The organism is Streptomyces odontomachi, assembly GCF_024435355.1.
GTDB classification, from domain to species: Bacteria; Actinomycetota; Actinomycetes; order Streptomycetales; family Streptomycetaceae; genus Streptomyces; species Streptomyces odontomachi.
Genome location: NZ_JAMJWG010000004.1, coordinates 105,214 through 123,362 on the forward strand (window position 1 = coordinate 105,214; position 18,149 = coordinate 123,362).

The window sequence follows — 18,149 nt, forward strand, 5'->3', positions numbered from 1 at the left end:
ACGATGCAAAGGTGACCTGAGCCGACGTCAAGTCGGGTCGTCTTTCACAACGGGAGGAGAGTGACATGCTCCGCAAGCTGGAATCCGTCGGGCAGGCGCTGCTTGAGCGCTTCGTGCCCAAGATCTCCGCGTCAGCGCAGGTCTCAGGGGCACAGTACTGCTGGAACCAGTGCTGGCAGTGCAACAAGGCCAACGGGTACGGAAACGTGAACCACTGGTGCGGTTACAACGCCGCGTGCTGCGGCACCGATGGCGGCTACCTCGAGTGCTACTGCTGATCGTGGTCCTGAGCCCGGGGCGCTGGCGCCCCGGGCTCTGCCCCAGCGCAGCTGCGCGCCGGCACCGACTTTCGTCTGGGGAATCGTGGAGCACTATCTCTCGACCTTGATCAGGAGTCTGATCGGTCTCGTCTTCCTGGCGTCCTCGGTGAGCAAGGTCTCCGGACGCCGGTCCTTCGGCGAGTTCACCGCGGCGGTGGAGGCGCTCGCCCCGGTCCCCGGGGCTCGCCGGCTGCTGGCTCCCGCCGTCGTGGCCCTGGAGTTCGGCGTGGTGGGGCTGCTGGCGCTGCCGGCACCCGGGGCGCTCCGATGCGGCGCCTGGCTCGCGACCGGCCTGCTGCTCGCCTTCGCGCTCGGCATCGTGCTCGCCCTGCGCCGGGGGACGAGCACGCCATGCCGCTGCTTCGGCGTTTCCACGGCACCGGTCCGCGGCTGGCATGCCGTCCGCAACCTGGCGCTGGCCATCCCGGCCTGCGGCTCGGCACTGTACGGACCGGGCTCCGGCGGCAGCGCCGCCGGACAGCTGCTGGCGATCGTGACCGGGCTGGTGTGCGGGGCGCTCGTCACCACTCTCGACGAACTCGTGGAGCTGTTCCGGCCGAGTGCGCGGACCACCGCTCGGCCTGCTGCCACGTCCACCACCTTTCGACAGGAGAAACGTCATGACCCCCCTGATCGCCGCCCTGGTCTTCGTCGGGGCGCTGTGCGTGCTCAACTTCGTGCTGAGCCTCGGAATGATCAAACGCCTGCGGGACCAGGCCGAGATCCTCAACCGCAACGGCAGAACCAGCCCGCCCATCGCGGTCGGCATGGGTGACGAGATAGCGAAGTTCGCCACCCTCACCGAGGACGCCGAGCCGGTGGACGACGAGAGCCTGCGGCACGGCGACACGCTGGTGGCCTTCTTCTCGCCGACCTGCCGCCCGTGCCAGGAGAAGCTGCCGAAGTTCGTGGACTTCGCCGCCTCGTTCCCCGGCGGCCGCGAGCAGGTACTGGCCACCGTGGTGGGTGAGCCCGAGGCGGCCGCCGACATGCTGGAGCGGCTGCGTCCGGTGGCCCGGGTGGTGCACGAGACCAGCAACGAGGGCGCGGTGAGCACGGCCTTCGACCTCAAGGGGTTCCCCGTGGTGCTCGTCGTCGCCCCCAGCGTCGAGCACGGACGTCCCATCGTCACCGCCGAGCGGATCGATCTCGACGTACCGGTGCCGGCACGGTGAGGACACCCCGCCGGCGCCGGCCGGGCAGCACCAAGGAGGCGCACACGCACTCCGCCTACCGACGTATCACCACCGCCATCGTCCTGTGTGCCACGGCGGCGCCGTGGGCCTCGGCCGGATACGCCGTGGTCACGCTGGCGACCGGACTGGTGCCGGTGCTGGTCGCGTGGGTGACGAAACTCTTGATCGACGGTCTGACGCGGCACGCGGGCGTCTGGACGTTGCTCGGGTCCGCGCTGGGTTACGTCCTGGCGGCGATCGTGGTCGGCCTCGGCCCGCTGATCGCCCGCTATCTCCGCGGGGTGGTGGACCGGGAGGTGGGGCTGCTGTCGCAGGATCGGCTCTTCACCGCGGTGGGCCGCCACCCCGGTCTGGGACGGCTGGAGGAGCCGGCGTTCCTCGACCGCCTGCGTTTGGCCAAGGACGTGGGCAGGACCGTCGCCGGCCAGCTCGCTGACGCGGTGCTGGGCGCGGGCCGGTCCGTGGTGACCGTGACGGGGTTCATGGTCTCGCTGGTGGCGCTCAGCCCGTTGATGGCCCTGATCGTGCTGGCCGCGGGCGTTCCCTCGCTGGTGGCGCAGCTCGCCCTGTCACGACGGCAGGCCCGCGCGGTGTTCGAGGTCAGCAGGATCGAGCGCAGGGAGGACTTCTACGCCAGGTTGATCGCGTCGCCCACCGCGGCCAAGGAGATCCGGCTGTTCGGTATCGGTGACTTCCTGCGGTCGCGCGTGCTGGCGGAGCGCCGGGCGGCCAACGCCGTCGCCCGGTCCGTGGACGCGCACCAGACCAAGGTGCAGAGCGCCCTGGAGCTGCTGGCCGCACTCGTCTCCGGAGCCGGACTGGTGTGGGCGGTGTTCGCGGCGCACGACGGTACGTTGACGATCGGCGGGCTGACGATGTTCGTGGCGGCGGTCGACGGTGTGCAGAACTCGCTGGGCAACCTCCTGATCCAGCTCGCAGCCTCCCAGCGCTCCCTGCTCATGTTCGACCACTACCTGAAGGTCGTCGAAGCCGAACCCGACCTTTCCCTGGCCGTCGAGCCGGTCCCGCTGGCACCGTTGCGGCATGGCATCGAGCTGCGGGACGTCTGGTTCCGTTACTCCGCGGACCACGACTGGGTGCTGCGCGGGCTGAACCTGTTCATCCCGTGCGGACGGTCGCTGGCTCTGGTGGGTCTGAACGGTGCCGGGAAGTCCACGCTGGTGAAACTGCTGTGCCGGTTCTACGACCCCACGCACGGCACCGTGCTGTGGGACGGCGTCGACCTGCGCGACGCCGATCCGGCAGGACTGCGCGACCGCATCAGCACCCTGTTCCAGGACTTCCAGCACTACGACATGACCGCCGCCGAGAACATCGGGCTCGGAGACCTGCGGCTGCTGGACGCGAGGGACCAGATCGAGACCGCGGCGGGCAAGGCCGGGCTGCACGAGAAGCTCGCGGGGCTCCCGCAGGGGTACGACACGATGCTCTCTCGCACCTTCCACCAGGACAGCCGGTCCTGCGACCACCGGTCGGGGGCTCTACTGTCCGGTGGGGAGCACCAGCGTCTGGCCCTGGCCAGGGCCTTCCTCCGGGAAGGGCGCGACCTGATGATCCTCGACGAGCCCTCCGCGGGACTCGACGCGGAGTCGGAACACCGGATCCACCTCTCGATCGCCCGCCACCGGGCGGGCCGTACCAGTCTGCTGATCTCCCACCGGCTCGGTGCCGTGCGCGACGCGGACCGGATCGCCGTACTCGGTGACGGTCGGGTACTGGAGGAGGGCAGCCATATGGAACTGATGCGGACCGGGGGCGAGTACGCGCGCCTGTTCGCCCTACAGGCCGCCGGATACCGAACGGGTCAGGAGGAGTCGGCCGGCTCGGCGCACTCGGTGGAAACGGCGGCCGGCAGATGATGTCGGACCGCGTGACGCTCGTCGCCGCAGCACTCACCCACCGGCTGGTGGCCGTCACCGTCGACGGTGTGAGCATGGAGCCGGCGTTCCGGGACCGCGATCAGGTGCTGGTGATCCGGGGCGCGAAGCCTGCGGTCGGCCGGGTGGTGGTCGCCGAATCCCCCTTGGGGATGCACGGCTGGCCACAGGAGCCGCTCGCGGCGAAAGCCGCTCCGCCTCTCCTGGCACAGCGGCACTGGATGATCAAGCGGGTGTCGGCCCTTCCAGGGGATCCGATCCCGCGCCGTTGCGTTCCGGCGCTCGCCGACGCATCCGGCGAGCGCGTGCCGGGCGGCATGGCCGTGCTGCTGGGTGACAACCGCGCGGCGAGCTTCGATTCGAGGGAGTTCGGCTACTTCCCGCTCGAGCGGATCCTCGGTGTGGTCAGGCTGCCCAGCCGGTGAGCGGCCGGTCTCGTGGTCACCTGGCCGGTCGCCGGGACGGGGCGAGCACGGGGCGGTCCGGGCTCGCCGCGCGGCCGGCCCGGCCCGGCTGACGGCCGCGGCAGGTTCGAGTCCCGCCACTCACCCTTTCGGTAGAGGCCCCTGACCCGGCAAAGGTCAGGGGCCTTCGTCATGGAGTCGACTCGCCGGAACCGCCTGGTACCGCACTGCCATGCACAGGCCGCGCCGGGCCGCCACACCACGCGGCCCTCCTCAGCGATCGGGGCAGCCCGGTCATCGGCAGACTTCACAGGACACGCAAGCTCCCCGCCAAGCCAGTCATGACATCCTGTGGCCCTATATGACGTCACAGGGTGCCGGACAGCGAACGACGGGCAGGGCGCCCGGCGGTCACGAGGAAGAACAAATGAAGCTCTGCTTTCTGGTGGAGGAGCAGTACCGTCACGACGGAATGCCCGTCGAGGTGATCCGCCAACTCACCTCCTGGGGACACCAGGTGGACGTGTTGCGCCCGGGTGGCTCCCTGCTACGGATGACAGATGCCGTACAGACGAGCACCCATGACGCCTGGGTGCTCAAGACCGTCTCCGGCGGCCCGGGCCTCACCCTGCTGGAAGCAGCGGCCTCCGCCGGCCTGACGACGATCAACACGGCCGGGGCGATACGCGTCGTACGGGACAAGGCGCTCGCCGCCGCCATCGGCCTCAGCCGCGGACTTCCGCTGCCCGCTACCTACGCGGCCGCCCAGCCCGAACTGCTCAGCCAGATACCGGAGTCGCAGTACCCCATCGTGGTCAAACCGGCCGACGGCAGCTCCGGCCGGGCCGTGCACCTGGTGTCCACGCCGCGCCGGCTCGCCGCCCTGCACCCCAACCTCGCGGGCGAAGGCCTGCTCATCGCCCAGCCGTACGTCTCCAACGCGGGCGTCGACATCAAGGTGTACAGCGTCGGCGGCGAGCTGTACGCCACCGAGCGCCGCTCCCCGCTCCACCCCGACCATGCGGTCGAGGAGCGCCGCGTGCCGCTGTCCGACGAGGTGGCCGCGATCGCCGCCCAGGTCGGCGTGGTCTACGGCCTCGATCTGTACGGTGTGGACATCGTGTTGGGACCGGACGGCCCGGTGGTCGTCGACGTGAACGACTTCCCCAGCTTCCGCAAGGTCCCTGACGCGGCGGCCCGCGTCGCCCGGGCCGTGCTCGCCCTGGCGGCCGGCGCCGGCCGGGCGCCCGACGCAGCGAAGCCGCCCCGGTATGCCGCCCCGACCCCGATGACCGCGAGCAGAACCGCATGAGGATCGGCCTGATCACGCGCGATCCGGCCCACCCGCTGCTGGCGCTCACCACGGCCCTGCTCACCCCCGAGCACCGGGTGGACGTGCTGGACCCGGACGCCGCGGAGCCCGTCCTCGAACCACTCGCCGACGTCTACCTGCTCAAGGCACGAACACCACGCGCCCTCGACCTCGCAGGGGCCCTGGAAGGACACGGCGCCCGCGTCATGAACTCGGCCGCCGCGACCGCCCTGTGCCAGGACCGCACCGCCATGGCCGCACGGGCGCTGAGCGCCGGCCTCCCGTTCGCCGCCACGCGCACCTTCGCCACCCTCGAGGATCTGGCGTCGACGCCGGCGCTGCCCGGACCCGTCGTGGTCAAGAGCCGCCACAGCAGACGGCACGACGTGGTGACCCGCATCGACGGCCCCGCACACCTGCGCCGGCTGGCCGCCGCCCATCCGCACGAGCCGGTCGTGGTCCAGGACTTCGTGCCCAACCAGGGCTGGGACCACAAGCTCTGGGCGATCGGTGACCGGCTCTTCGCGGCCCTGCGCCGCTCCGAACTCTCCCCCTCGGGGCGCGGCCCCACCCAGCCGCTCGCCCTCGACGACCTGCCGGCCGGATGGCCGGCCCTGGTGCGCCGCGTCGGAGAGGTGTTCTCCCTCGACGTCTACGGCGTCGACATCCTTGACCGCGGCGACGGCACTCCCGTGATCGTGGACATCAACGCCTTCCCCGGCGTCCGGGGCCAGTCGGACGCACCCGAGACCCTGGCGGCCCTTGCCCTGGACCGCGCACGTCGCCCGGGGACGTCCCCCTCGGCGCCGGTCAACACCGACCGGACGCCACGCACTTGCCAGCCGTCCCCGGAGGTTTCCGCGTAGCCGCCGGGGGCACCCGTGTGCGGTGATCTCCCCCATGAGGCGTGTCCGGGCCGCGGCCTCCGCCTGGCGGGCAGCAGCCTCGAGCGGTCCGGCGGACGGTGCCGGGAAGGGCTCCCCCGGCCAGGAGAGCGGTCGGCGGCGGACGGCGCGCGGCCGGAGCGGCCGGTCGTCGGAACACGGGGCGATGGCCCGGGTCCTGGGGACGGTGGACGCCAGGCTGCCGGTCACCGAGGGCCGTGGTCTGCTCCGCAAGGCGTTCCCGGAGCACTGGTCGTTCCTGCTGGGCGAGATAGCGCTGTACAGCTTCGTGGTGCTGCTGATCACGGGCGTCTGGCTGACGCTGTTCTTCCATCCCGGCATGACCGAGGTGGTCTACCGCGGGTCGTACCGGCCGCTGGACGGCGTCCGGATGTCCGAGGCGTTCCGGTCGACCCTGCACATCAGCTTCGACGTGCGCGGTGGGCTGCTGATCCGGCAGACACACCACTGGGCGGCGCTGGTGTTCCTGGCCGCGATCGGGCTGCACCTGCTGCGGGTGTTCTTCACGGGCGCCTTCCGCAAGCCCCGGGAGGTCAACTGGCTGCTCGGCGTGACGCTGTTCGCGCTGGCGCTGGCCGAAGGGTTCGCCGGGTACTCGCTGCCGGACGACCTGCTCTCGGGCACCGGGCTGCGGATCGCGCAGGGCATCATGCTGTCGGTGCCGGTGGTGGGGACGTACCTCAGCATGGCGGTGTTCGGCGCCGAGTTCCCCGGTCACGAGATCGTGCCGCGGCTGTTCACGCTGCACGTCCTGCTGCTGCCCGGGATCCTGCTTGCCCTGCTGACGGCCCATCTGATCCTGGTCGTCTACCTGAAGCACACCCAGTGGGCCGGCCCCGGCAGGACGGCCGGCAACGTGGTCGGCAGGCCGATGTTCCCGCAGTTCATGGCCTCGTCGGCCGGGCTGTTCTGCACCACGTTCGGGGTGCTGGCCCTTCTCGCGGGGGTGGCCCAGATCAATCCGGTGTGGGTGTACGGGCCCTACCGTCCCGACCAGGTGTCCACCGGTTCGCAGCCCGACTGGTACGTGGGGTTCCTGGAGGGTTCGCTGCGTCTCGTACCGCCCTGGGAGACGACCGTCGCCGGTCACACGCTGATGTGGAACGTGCTGCTGCCCGCGGTGGTCCTGCCGCTCGGCCTGTTCGCGGTGCTGTACGCCTACCCCTTCGTCGAGCGGCGGCTCACCCGGGACCGGGGCGAGCACCACCTGTGCGACCGGCCACGTGACCGGCCGGTGCGCACGGGCTTCGGCGTGGCGGGTCTTGCCTGCTACGCGGTGCTGCTCGCGGCCGGCGGCAACGACGTCATCGCGGACTCCCTCGGCCTCTCCCTGAACGCGTTGACCTGGCTTTTCAGGGTGCTTTTCGTGCTGCTTCCGCCGGTCGCCCTCCTGGTCACGCGGGGGCTGTGCCACGCCCTGCGGGAGGCGGAGCACGAGCGGCTGACCGAGGGCGAGGAGACCGGCGCGATACGGCAGTCGGTGCACGGGGGCTATGTCGAGGAGCGCACTGGCGGTACCGCTACCGCTCGGCCGATCGGTCCGCGTACTGGAGCACCATCCCGAGCACCCCGTGGCCGACCACGCCGAGACCGATCAGGAACAGCCACAGCCCGTAGACCACACCGAGGCAGCCGAGGGTGAACCCGGCGGCGACGGTGATCGGCCAGGGGCTGTGCGGCGGGAAGAACTCCACGGTCCCGGCGGCGTCCGCGACCTCCGCGTCCGACCGGTCCTGTGGCCGTCGGCCGCGGCGCCGGTACTGCACCGCCAGGAAGAAGGCGACCAGCGCCGCCATCAGGAAGGCGACACCCAGCGCGCAGGTGCCGGTCGGATCGGCGGACAGCCACCCGTAGACGGCACCGGCGGCGGCGAAGAACGCGGCGACACCGGCGAAGAGCACGGCTTCGGTCTTCATGCCTGCGTCTCCTTTCCGGCCGGCGGGGCCCCGGCCCGTGACCCACCGTCCTCCGGCCCTCCCCCGCCCCGCGGTGCACCGCCGGGGGCCTCCTGCCGGGCGAACTCCGGGTGGTGCAGGTCGAAGGCGGGGGAGTCGGAGCGGATCGGCGGCAGGGCCGTGAAGTTGTGCCGGGGCGGCGGGCAGGTCGTCGCCCACTCCAGGGAGCGCCCGAAGCCCCACGGGTCGTCGTCCCGTATCCGCTCCCCGTGGCGCGCGGTCCGCCAGACGTTGTAGAGGAACGGCAGCGTGGAGAGCCCCAGCAGTGCGGCGCCGAGCGAGGAGACGGTGTTGAGCAGCGTGAAGCCGTCGGCGGGCAGGTAGTCGGCGTAGCGCCGGGGCATGCCGGACTCGCCGAGCCAGTGCTGCACGAGGAAGGTGGCCTGGAAGCCCGGGAAGAGCGTCCAGAAGTGCAGCTTCCCGAGCCGTTCGTCCAGCGCCTTCCCGGTGAACTTGGGCCACCAGAAGTAGAAGCCGCCGAACATCGCGAAGACCACCGTGCCGAACAGCACGTAGTGCAGGTGCGCCACGATGAAGTACGAGTCGGTGAGGTGCAGGTCCAGCGGCGGCGAGGCGATCAGGACCCCGCTCATGCCGCCCAGCAGGAACGACACCATGAACCCCACGGCCCACAGCATCGGCGTCTCGAACGACAGCGAGCCGTGCCACATGGTGCCGATCCAGTTGAAGAACTTCACCCCGGTCGGCACCGCGATCAGGAACGACATCAGCGAGAAGAACGGCAGCAGCACGGCGCCGGTGGCGAACATGTGGTGCGCCCAGACCGTCGCCGACAGCATCGTGATGGCGATCGTCGCCCCGATCATGCCCGCGTAGCCGAACAGCGGTCGCCTGCTGAAGACCGGGATGATCTCGGTGACGATGCCGAAGAACGGCAGCGCGACGATGTACACCTCGGGGTGCCCGAAGAACCAGAAGAGGTGCTGCCAGAGGATCGCGCCGCCACTCGCCGCGTCGTAGATGTGCGCGCCGAACTTCCGGTCCGCCTCCAGCGCCAGCAGCGCCGCTGTCAGCACCGGGAAGGCGGGCAGGACCAGGACGGAGGTGAAGAGCACGTTCCAGGTGAAGATCGGCATCCGGAACATGGTCATCCCGGGCGCCCGCAGGCACAGGATCGTGGTGATGAAGTTGACCGCGCCCAGGGTGGTGCTCACCCCGGTGACGACCAGGCCCATGGTCCACAGATCGCCGCCCGCACCGGGCGAGTGCGTGGCGCTGTTGAGCGGCGCGTAGGCGAACCAGCCGAACGACGCCGCGCCCTGCGGGGTGAGGAAGCCGGAGACCACCATCAGGCCGCCGAACAGGTACATCCAGTACGACAGGGCGTTCAGCCGCGGGAAGGCGACGTCAGGGGCGCCGATCTGGAGCGGCATCACCGCGTTGGCGAACCCGGCGAACAGCGGGGTGGCGAAGAGCAGCATCATCACGGTGCCGTGCACGGTGAACAGCTGGTCGTACTGCTCCCTGCTCACCACCTGGAGCCCGGGGCGGGCGAGTTCGGCGCGCATCAGCAGCGCCAGCACTCCGGCGAAGAGGAAGAACCCGAACGCGGTGGCCATGTAGAGGCCGCCGATCACCTTGTGGTCCGTGGTGTTCGCCCATCGCAACAGCGCCCGCCCCACGGCCACACCTGCACGCGGCCCGCCGCCCGACGGGCTGTCGGCCTCCGCTGTCCCCGTGGTCATGCGCCGCCGGGTACCCCGGTCGGCCTGGGTCATGTCGTACGGGCGACCTGCGACCTGCGACCTGCCCTCAGGAGGCGGCTCGCCGACTGCCCCTTCCGGTCAGGGCCTTGATGAGCTCCTCGCGGTTCATGGACGAACGACCGGACACCCCGGCGTCGGAGGCGCGCCGGTAGAGCTGATCCTTGGTCAGGTCCTCCAGCCGCTCACGTGCTTCCCCCTTCTTCGATGCCCCCTTCTTCTTCGGCGCCCCCTTCTTCTTCCGCGCCCGGCCCCTCCCCTTCGCCCTGTCGACGCTCTCCTGAAGGGCGTCCATCAAGTTGATCACGTTGGTCGGGTCCGCCGGTGACTCGGCCCTGTCGATCGACTGGCCCTGCTGCTTGGCCTCGACCAGCTGCGCCACCCGCTGGTCCGGGTGATCGCGTCCCCTGGTGAGCGCCGGTACCCGCGGCAGGCCCCGACAAACAGGACACCAGCCACGATAAGCCCACCGTGGGGCACCGGGACCGCTCACCGCCCTCGCAGGCCGCCGTGGGTGCCGGGCTCGTGGTCGAGGCGGGCGGCCGTCTCCAGGAGCAGGGCGTGCACGAAGGCCTGCGGGAGGTTGCCGCGCAGCTGGCGCTGGGCGATGTCGAACTCCTCCGCGTACAGGCCCGACGCACCGCAGGCGGCACGGTTGCGCTCGAACCAGCGGTAGGCCTCGACCGGGTGCCCCTGCCGGTGCTCGGCCAGCGCCATGACGAATCCGCACAGCAGGAACGCCCCCTCGGCCTGCTCCAGAGGGCGTTCGTCGTGGCGGAAGCGGTAGACGAAGTGATCGCGTGCCAGGTCGCGCCGGCAGGCGGCGAGGGTGGCGGCCGTGCGCGGGTCGTCCGCGTGCAGCGCACCGCGCACGGCGGGCAGCAGGAGCGCGGCGTCGACGCCGGGGTCGTCCGGGGCCCGCTGCCAGCGGCCCTCGGGGTGCACGCCGGTGGTCGAGACCGAGGCGAGGACGGTGTCGGCCAGCCGTGCGCAGGTCTCGGCCAGCGGATGCCGCGGCGCGGCGGTGGCCAGCGCGCGCAGCCCGGCGACGCAGGCCAGCCGGCTGTGCGTCCACCGCCGGGCGTCCAGTTCCCACACCCCCGCGTCGGGCTGCCCGTGGCGTTCCTCGATGGCGCGCACGGCCACCGCGGCGGCCTTCCAGGCGTCGTCCTCCAGACGGTGTGCACGCGCCGCGGCGGCGAACAGCAGCAGCGCCTCGCCGAAGCCGTCGAGCTGGAACTGGCTGCGGACCTGGTTGCCGACGCGGTCGAAACCGCCGGGGTAGCCGGTCAGGTCGAGCTCTCGCTGGTCGGGCACGGGGCCGCCGTGCACGGTGTACGCGGGAGCCAGGCGGGGCCCGTCCACGAGCAGCCGCTCGGTGACGAACCGGACGGCGGCGTCCAGCAGGTCATGGACGCCGGCGGCGGCCGCGGCCTGTCCGGCGTAGGCCTGGTCGCGGATCCACACGTAGCGGTAGTCGTAGTTGCGGCCCTCCTCGGCGCGCTCCGGCAGGCTGGTGGTGGCGGCCGCAACCATGCCGTTCCCGCGTGCGGTCAGGCCGCGCAGCACCGCGCAGGCCCGGCGTGCGTCCGTGGGGGCGATGGTGCGCTCAAGCGGGGGCACGGCGCGTCGCCAGGCGGCTTCGGCGGCGGCCCACAGCTCGGCGGCACGTGGCGGTTCGCGTGGCAGCGAGGTGGCGGCGCACTCCAGGACCAGGTCGTGCGACTCGCCCGGCCGCAGTTCCAGCTCGGCCCGCAGCCCGCCTTCGCCGACGACCGCGGACGAAGCCCCCTGCCAGCGCAACCGCAGGCCCCCCGTGCGCATCTGCCACACACCGTCGTCACCCTGCCGGACCTCGTCGAGCGGCGCACGTCCGTATGCGGCGTGCGGGTCGAGAACGACGTCGAGCCGGGCCGGGCCGTCCACCGCCCGCACCTGGCGCAGCAGTACCAGCCGGTCGGGGTCGCCGGGGAAGGCCAGGGCCTCGCGGCACTCGACGATCCCCCGCGTGGTGATCCAGCGGCTGCGCCAGATGAGCGTGCCGTCCTCGTAGTGGCCGCCGGGGACATGCGCCTGCCGAGGGGTGACGGCATACCCACCGCCGCCGCCGACGAGCGCGGCGAACAGGGCCTCGTCGTGCCAGGTGGGCGCGCACAGCCAGACGACGGCGCCGTCGGGTCCGATCAGCGCGCCGCGCTCGCCGTCGGCGAGCAGCGCGTAGTCGTGCAGCGCGTGCGGTGGGAACGGGGTGCTCATCCGTGCCGGTCTCCTGCCCGGCCCTTCGCTCCGGGGCCGGTGCCCGTCACCCGGTACGGCTCGGCACGGTCGGCGCGCAGGGTCAGGCCGAGGCCGGGCGCACCGTCGTGGCCGGGGGTGATGCTGCCGCCGGCCGGGTCGAGGACGCCGTCGAAGAGCAGCTGCTCGATGCGGACGTGGTCGTGGAACCACTCCAGGTGCCGCAGATGCGGCACCGCCGCCGCGGCGTGCGCGTGGGCGTGCGGGGCGCAGTGCCCGGAGATGTCGATGCCGCCGGCCTGGGCCAGCGCCGCGGCGCGTAGCCAGACGGTGATGCCACCGCACCGGGTGGCGTCGGCCTGGAGGCAGTCGACGGCACCCGCTGCGAGCAGGTGCGCGAAGTACGGCAGGGTGTAGCCGTACTCGCCGGCCGTCACCTCCATGGGGAGCCGGTCACGCAGTGCGGCGAGCGTGGCGGGGTGGTCGGAGGAGACCGGCTCCTCGAACCATGTCACGCCCTGCTCGGCGAGCGTGTCAGCGACCCGCGTCGCCTGCTTGACGCCGTAGGCCCCGTTGGCGTCCACGTACAGCTCGGTGGCCGCTCCGATCGACGCCCTTGCGCGGGCGACCCGGTGACGGTCCCGGGCCTCCTGCCGTCCCCATGACTCCCCGATCTTGATCTTGACGCGCGGGATGCCGTCCTCCTGGACCCAGTCGCACAGCTGCCGGTGCTGCCGGTCGGCGTCGTAGGTGGTGAAGCCGCCGCTTCCGTAGACGGGCACCTCGTCGCGCGCCTTGCCGAGCAGATCGACCAGCGGCAGGCCCAGCAGGCGGGCCTTCATGTCCCACAGGGCGATGTCCACGGCGGAGATCGCCTGTGCGGCCACGCCGGGCAGGCCGGCGTTGCGCACGGCGCGCCGCATCGACTCGTTCATGCGCGGGACGTCCAGCGCCGGTGCGCCGACGACCACGTCCGCCAGCAGATCGTCGATGATCTGCGCGGTGGCGGCGGGGGCGTAGGTGTAGCCGATGCCGCCGGCCTCGCCGCAGTGCACCGTGGCCAGGACCAGCGTGGTGTCGTCCCAGTGCAGCGTGCCGTCCGCCTCGGGGGCGTCGGTGGGCACCGTGTAGACGGCGGTGTCCACCCGCGCCACGGTCGGCTCACTCGGCACGGCCCGCTCCCGGTCCCGGCCGGTCCTGGCGGCGGGAGTTGCCCGGCAGGAACTCCTGCACCTTCGCCTTCAGGCCCTGCCGCACCATGGCGGCCCGGTCGACGTCGCCCTTGAGGACGGAGGCGGCGGCGGCCTCGATCTGGTCCAGGGATGCGTGCGGCGGGATGGGCGGCACGGCCGGGTCGGTGCGGAAGTCCAGGACGAAGGGCCGGTCGGCGGCGAGGGCCTCCTGCCACGCGTCCCGCACCTGGTCCGGCTTCTCCACCCGGGTGCCGCCCAGGCCGAGCGTGCGGGCGAAGTCGGCGTAGGCGACGTCGGGGATGGACTGCGAGGGGACGAACTGGGGGGCGCCGGACATGGCGCGCATCTCCCAGGTCACCTGGTTGAGGTCCTCGTTGTTGAAGACGGCGACGATCAGGCGGGGGTCGTCCCACTGGTGCCGGTACTTCGCGATGGTGATCAGCTCCGCCATGCCGTTCATCTGCATGGCCCCGTCCCCCACCAGCGCGATGGCCGGGCGGTCGCCGTGGGCGAACTTGGCGCCGATGGCGTAGGGCACGCCGGGTCCCATGGTGGCGAGCGTGCCGGACAGCGAGCCGCGCATGTCGCCGCGCAGCCGCAGGTGCCGGGCGTACCAGTTGGCGGCCGAGCCGGAGTCGGCGGCCAGGATCACGTCCTCGGGGAGCAGGCCGTCGAGTGCGTGGGCGACGTACTCGGGGTTGATCGGGTCGGCTTCCACCGCGGCGCGCCGCTCCATCACCTGCCACCAGCGGGCGGTGTCCTTCTCGATCTTCTTCCGCCAGTCGCGCTTCTTGTTCTCCTTCAGGTGCGGCAGCAGCCGACGCAGCGTCTCGGCCGCGTCTCCGACCAGGTTGATCTCGAACGGGTAGCGCAGGCCGACCATGTGCGGGTCGATGTCGACCTGCACGGCGCGCGCCTGCCCGAACTCCGGCAGGAACTGGGTGTACGGGAAGTTGGAGCCGATGACGAGGAGCGTGTCGCACTCCTGCATCAGCTCGTACGACGGCCGGGTGCCCAGCAGGCCGATGGCACCGGTGACGTACGGCAGGTCGTCGTCGAGGACGTCCTTGCCGAGCAGTGCCTTGGCCACCCCGGCGCCCAGCCGGTCGGCGACCTCCTTGACCTCGGTGCGGGCCCCGCGGGCGCCCTGGCCCACCAGGATCGCGACCTTCTTGCCGTCGTTCAGCAGCTGCGCGGCCCGCTCGATGTCGGCGTCGCCCGGCACCGGTGCGTAGTGGGCCATGCCCAGGCTGGACGGCACCATCTTGAAGGCGTGCTCCGGTGCGGAGTAGTCGAGTTCCTGCACGTCGGCGGGGACGATGACGGCCGTGACCGAACGTCGGGCCATGGCGGTGCGCATCGCGCGGTCCAGGACGTTGGGCAGCTGTTCGGGGACGGTGACCATCTCGCAGAAGTCGGAGGCGACGTCCTTGTAGAGGCTCAGCAGGTCGACCTCCTGCTGGTACGAGCCGCCCATGGCGCTGCGGTTGGTCTGCCCGACGAGCGCGACGACGGGCACGTGGTCGAGCTTGGCGTCGTACAGGCCGTTGAGGAGGTGGATGGCGCCCGGTCCGGAGGTGGCGGCGCAGACGCCGACCCTGCCGGAGAACTTGGCGTAGCCGACGGCCTCGAAGGCGGACATCTCCTCGTGCCTGGACTGGACGAACTGCGGTTGGTTGTCGGCGCGGCCCCAGGCGGCCAGCAGGCCGTTGATGCCGTCGCCCGGATAGGCGAACACGTGCTCGACCTGCCAGTCGCGCAGGCGCTCCAGGATGTAGTCGGAAACCTTCGTCGACATGTTCGAACCTCTCCCTGAAGGTCGGGATCGTCTCGTGTGCGTGGGGCTACCGGCCGCGGTGCAGGTACCGCACCGCACCCAGCACGGCCGCCGCCGTGGTCGCCGCACCGGCGACGGCGGCGCCCACCGTGATCGCCCACCCGGCCGCGCGCGAGGGCGCGGTGGGCCGCCGGGCCTGCCGTTCGGGCCACTCGCCTGGCAGGGTGCCGTCAAGCCCCAGGGCGAGCGCCTCGGCCAGGTGCAGGGCGCGGCGGCCGGTGTCGCCCTGCTCGATCTGGGTGCGGCAGCTGAATCCGTCGGCGAGCAGCAGACGGTCCGCCCCGGCGGCCCGTACGGCGGGCAGCACGCCCTGCTCTCCGACGGCCATGGCGACCTCGTGGTGGCCGCGTTCGAAGCCGAAGTTGCCGGCCAGGCCGCAACACCCCTCGTCCAGTACGTCGGCGTCGACGCCCGCGCGGCGCAGCAGTTCCCGGTCGGCGTCGTCCCGCATGACCGCGTGCTGGTGGCAGTGGGTCTGCACGGTGGCCCGGCGGTCGAGCAAGGGCGGGCGCCAGTCGGGCGGTGCGTGGTGGACGAGTTGTTCGGCGAGGGTGCGCACCTGACCGGCCAGCCGGTGCACGTCCTGGTCGTCCGGCATGAGTTCGGGCGCGTCGGCGCGGAACACCGCCGTGCACGAGGGTTCCAGACCGATGATCGGGGTGCCGGCCTCCAGATACGGACGCAGGGCGGTCAGCGTACGGCGCAGGACCCGCTTGGCCGTCCCCAGCTGGCCGGTGGAGATCCACGTCAGACCGCAGCACACCGGCTCGGTGGGGACGGCGACGCGGAAACCCGCGTGCTCCAGGACCCGGACGGCCGAGATCGCGATCGCCGGATGGAAGTGGCTGCTGAACGTGTCCGGCCACAGCACCACCGTGTGCGGGTCGGCGGGGTCCGGCGGGCTCCCGCCGCGGGTCCGCCACCACTGGGCGAACGACTCCCGCGCGAACAGCGGGGCGTCCCGTGCGCCGGCGACGCCGGCCAGCCGCTTGCCCACCGCCGCGAGGCCGGGCGCGTGCAGGGCCGCGTTGACCAGGCCGGGCGCCACCCGCGAGAGCCCGGCCCACAGGGGCAGCCAGCCCAGTGCGTAGTGCGACGCGGGACGCAGCCGCCCCGCATAGTGGTGCGCCAGGAACTCGGCCTTGTACGTGGCCATGTCGACGCCGGTCGGGCAGTCCGACCTGCATCCCTTGCACGCCAGGCAGAGGTCGAGGGCGTCACGGACCTCGGTGGAGCGCCAACCGTCGGAAACCGCGGAATCGCCGTGGCCGCCGAGCATCTCGAACAGCAGCCGGGCCCGACCCCGCGTGGAGTGCTCCTCCTCCTTGGTGGCCCGGTAGGAGGGGCACATGACGCCGCCCTGGTGGCTGCGGCAGTTGCCGATCCCGACGCAGCGCAGCACGGCACGCGTGAAGGAGTGCTCGTCGTCCGGGTAGCCGAAGTGCGTGTCCGTCTCGGCCGGCCGCCAGGCGGCGCCCAGGCGCAGCTGCCCGTCCACCGGGTTCGGGTCGACGACCTTTCCGGGGTTCATCCGGTTGTCCGGGTCGAACAGGGCCTTGAGCTCGCCGAAGGCGGTGGTGAGCCGGTCCCCGAACATCCGGGTCAGCAGCTCGCCGCGTGACTGCCCGTCGCCGTGCTCCCCGGAGAGCGACCCGCCGTAAGAGACCACCAGGTCGGCGGCGCGTTCGAGGAACCGCCGGAAGTCGGCCACGCCGTCGGAGGTGCGCAGCGCGAACGGGATCCGGGTGTGCACGCAGCCCTGCCCGAAGTGCCCGTAGAGGGAGGGATGGTCGTAGTCGAACTCGTGGAACAGCTGCTTGAGGTCCCGCAGATAGTCGCCGAGCCGCTCGGGCGGCACGGCCGAGTCCTCCCAGCCCTCCCAGGTCTCCCGGTCGTCCGGCGGGCGGGCGGTGACGCCGAGCCCGGCCTCACGGGCGCTGAGCATGCGCTGCTCCCGGGCGGGGTCGTCCGAGAAGGCGACGGTGCCGTCCTTCGGGTCCCGGCCGACGGCGCGCAGCAGCTCGTGCGCCTGCTCGTCGACGTCGGCCACGCTGTCGCCGCTGAACTGCACCAGCAGCCAGCTCTCGCCCTCGGGGAGCGTGCGCAGCGAGGCGAGGTGGACGCGTTCCTCGCGCATCAACTGCGCCATGCGCGCGTCCAGCGCCTCCAGCTGGCTGGCGGAGCAGTGCTCCAGCAGCCGGGGCACGTCGTCGGCCGCCTGGCAGATGTCCTCGTAGCCGAGTACCAGCAGCGACTCCTGCGCCGGCACCGGCACCAGGTCCAGCTCGGCCCGCAGGACGGTCACCAGCGTGCCCTCGCTGCCGACCAGGGCCTTGGCGACGTCGAAGCCGTTCTCGGGCAGCAGCGAGTCCAGGTTGTAGCCGGAGACCCGGCGGGGGATCTTCGGGTAGCCGCGCCGTACGTCCGCCAGACAACCGTCGATGATGCGGTCCAGGCCGGCGAAGATCTCGGCCTTTCGGCCGCCCTCCTCGGCGATCCGCGCCCGCTCGGCCTTCGTCGTCGGGCCCACCCACATCCGCGTCCCGTCGTAGGTGAGCACCTCCAGACGGCGCACGCTGTCCACGGTCTTGCCGTAGGCCTGTGCCGAGGCACCGCAGGAGTTGTTGCCGATCATCCCGCCGAGGGTGCAGTGGCTGTGCGTCGACGGCTTGGGACCGAACTGGAGACGGTGCGGGGCCAGCCGGCGGTCGAGCTCGTCCAGGACCAGGCCCGGCTCCACCACGCAGGTGCGTGCCTCGGGGTCGACCGAGACCAGCGCGTCGCAGTACTTGCTCCAGTCCAGCACGACGGCGACGTTGGTCGACTGCCCCGCGAGGCTGGTGCCGCCGCCGCGTGACAGGACGGGTACGCCGAAGTCGGCACAGACCCGCACCGCCTGCGCGCCCGCCGAGACGCTCCGCGGGACCACGACGCCCAACGGGACCTGCCGGTAGTTGGAGCCGTCGGTGGAGTACGCGCCCCTGCTGCCCGCGTCGAACCGCACCTCACCGTCGACCGCGTCCCGCAGTGCCTCCGCGAGCCCGTCGACCTCCTTTTCGGCCGCCGTCCGGCGCCGAGGAACCAGTGCTCCGGCCACCTCTGCCACTCCCTTGCCTCACCAACCGGGACGCTCCCATGGGAGTCGGGTACCCGTGATCGCCGGTTGCAAG

At 71.9% G+C, this 18,149-nt stretch carries 13 protein-coding genes and 2 pseudogenes; 8 read left to right on the forward strand and 7 right to left on the reverse strand.

Annotated elements, in window-relative coordinates; all coding sequences use genetic code 11:
* Positions 1–65 precede the first annotated feature (65 nt).
* The 8 genes and pseudogenes from NQO67_RS11360 (at position 66) to qcrB (ending at position 7,677) form a co-directional block, all read left to right on the forward strand.
* A complete protein-coding gene (locus NQO67_RS11360) occupies positions 66–278 on the forward strand; it encodes a hypothetical protein (RefSeq protein WP_255949734.1) in 213 nt (70 codons plus the stop codon).
* Positions 250–693 (forward strand): annotated as a pseudogene (locus tag NQO67_RS44550) (MauE/DoxX family redox-associated membrane protein); the annotation flags it as partial. The gene NQO67_RS11360 and the pseudogene NQO67_RS44550, both read left to right, overlap by 29 nt.
* A gap of 247 nt (positions 694–940) precedes the next feature.
* The gene (locus NQO67_RS11370) at positions 941–1,495 is read left to right on the forward strand and encodes a thioredoxin domain-containing protein (protein ID WP_255949736.1); all 555 of its coding nucleotides are present in this window, start codon (positions 941–943) and stop codon (positions 1,493–1,495) included.
* On the forward strand, positions 1,492–3,396 hold the full coding sequence (locus NQO67_RS11375; protein WP_255949737.1) for an ABC transporter ATP-binding protein: 1,905 nt from the start codon (positions 1,492–1,494) through the stop codon (positions 3,394–3,396). Before NQO67_RS11370 ends, NQO67_RS11375 begins: the two co-directional genes overlap by 4 nt.
* 11 nt (positions 3,397–3,407) lie before the next feature.
* On the forward strand, positions 3,408–3,839 hold the full coding sequence (locus NQO67_RS11380) for a S26 family signal peptidase (protein ID WP_255949738.1): 432 nt from the start codon (positions 3,408–3,410) through the stop codon (positions 3,837–3,839).
* Between the two features lie 406 nt (positions 3,840–4,245).
* Complete coding sequence (locus tag NQO67_RS11385) at positions 4,246–5,130, forward strand: ATP-grasp domain-containing protein (protein WP_255949739.1); 885 nt, start codon at positions 4,246–4,248, stop codon at positions 5,128–5,130.
* The gene (locus NQO67_RS11390; RefSeq protein WP_255949740.1) at positions 5,127–5,996 is read left to right on the forward strand and encodes an ATP-grasp domain-containing protein; all 870 of its coding nucleotides are present in this window, start codon (positions 5,127–5,129) and stop codon (positions 5,994–5,996) included. The genes NQO67_RS11385 and NQO67_RS11390 overlap by 4 nt, the downstream gene beginning before the upstream one ends.
* A 184-nt stretch (positions 5,997–6,180) precedes the next feature.
* Positions 6,181–7,677, forward strand: a complete 1,497-nt coding sequence (gene qcrB, locus NQO67_RS11395) for a cytochrome bc1 complex cytochrome b subunit (protein WP_255949741.1) — start codon at positions 6,181–6,183, stop codon at positions 7,675–7,677.
* Here the strand turns inward: qcrB and ctaF are convergent.
* The 7 genes and pseudogenes from ctaF to NQO67_RS11430 all read right to left on the reverse strand — a co-directional run.
* A pseudogene (ctaF, locus tag NQO67_RS11400) lies at positions 7,562–7,951 on the reverse strand (aa3-type cytochrome oxidase subunit IV); the annotation flags it as partial. The gene qcrB and the pseudogene ctaF overlap by 116 nt on opposite strands.
* Entirely contained in the window at positions 7,948–9,696 is a 1,749-nt protein-coding gene (ctaD, locus tag NQO67_RS11405) for an aa3-type cytochrome oxidase subunit I (protein WP_374118968.1), read from the reverse strand. The pseudogene ctaF and the gene ctaD, both read right to left, overlap by 4 nt.
* Before the next feature lie 67 nt (positions 9,697–9,763).
* Positions 9,764–10,096: a hypothetical protein gene (locus NQO67_RS11410; RefSeq protein ID WP_255949743.1), complete on the reverse strand. Its 333-nt coding sequence runs from the start codon at positions 10,094–10,096 to the stop codon at positions 9,764–9,766.
* Between the two features lie 107 nt (positions 10,097–10,203).
* Complete coding sequence (locus tag NQO67_RS11415; RefSeq protein WP_255949744.1) at positions 10,204–11,970, reverse strand: glycoside hydrolase family 15 protein; 1,767 nt, start codon at positions 11,968–11,970, stop codon at positions 10,204–10,206.
* The gene (locus NQO67_RS11420; RefSeq protein ID WP_255949745.1) at positions 11,967–13,121 is read right to left on the reverse strand and encodes an enolase C-terminal domain-like protein; all 1,155 of its coding nucleotides are present in this window, start codon (positions 13,119–13,121) and stop codon (positions 11,967–11,969) included. The genes NQO67_RS11415 and NQO67_RS11420 overlap by 4 nt, the downstream gene beginning before the upstream one ends.
* On the reverse strand, positions 13,111–14,940 hold the full coding sequence (locus tag NQO67_RS11425) for a thiamine pyrophosphate-requiring protein (protein WP_255949746.1): 1,830 nt from the start codon (positions 14,938–14,940) through the stop codon (positions 13,111–13,113). The genes NQO67_RS11420 and NQO67_RS11425 overlap by 11 nt, the downstream gene beginning before the upstream one ends.
* Before the next feature lie 46 nt (positions 14,941–14,986).
* On the reverse strand, positions 14,987–18,076 hold the full coding sequence (locus tag NQO67_RS11430) for an FAD-binding and (Fe-S)-binding domain-containing protein (protein WP_374118969.1): 3,090 nt from the start codon (positions 18,074–18,076) through the stop codon (positions 14,987–14,989).
* Positions 18,077–18,149: the final 73 nt, after the last annotated feature.

Coding starts and splice junctions, on each gene's coding strand:
- NQO67_RS11390 (WP_255949740.1), top strand. CDS start 5,127: ATGAGGATCGGCCTGATCACGCGCGATCCGGCCCACCCGCTGCTGGCG.
- NQO67_RS11370 (WP_255949736.1), top strand. CDS start 941: ATGACCCCCCTGATCGCCGCCCTGGTCTTCGTCGGGGCGCTGTGCGTG.
- NQO67_RS11360 (WP_255949734.1), top strand. CDS start 66: ATGCTCCGCAAGCTGGAATCCGTCGGGCAGGCGCTGCTTGAGCGCTTC.
- NQO67_RS11415 (WP_255949744.1), bottom strand. CDS start 11,970: ATGAGCACCCCGTTCCCACCGCACGCGCTGCACGACTACGCGCTGCTC.
- NQO67_RS11425 (WP_255949746.1), bottom strand. CDS start 14,940: ATGTCGACGAAGGTTTCCGACTACATCCTGGAGCGCCTGCGCGACTGG.
- ctaD (WP_374118968.1), bottom strand. CDS start 9,696: ATGACCACGGGGACAGCGGAGGCCGACAGCCCGTCGGGCGGCGGGCCG.
- NQO67_RS11385 (WP_255949739.1), top strand. CDS start 4,246: ATGAAGCTCTGCTTTCTGGTGGAGGAGCAGTACCGTCACGACGGAATG.
- qcrB (WP_255949741.1), top strand. CDS start 6,181: ATGGCCCGGGTCCTGGGGACGGTGGACGCCAGGCTGCCGGTCACCGAG.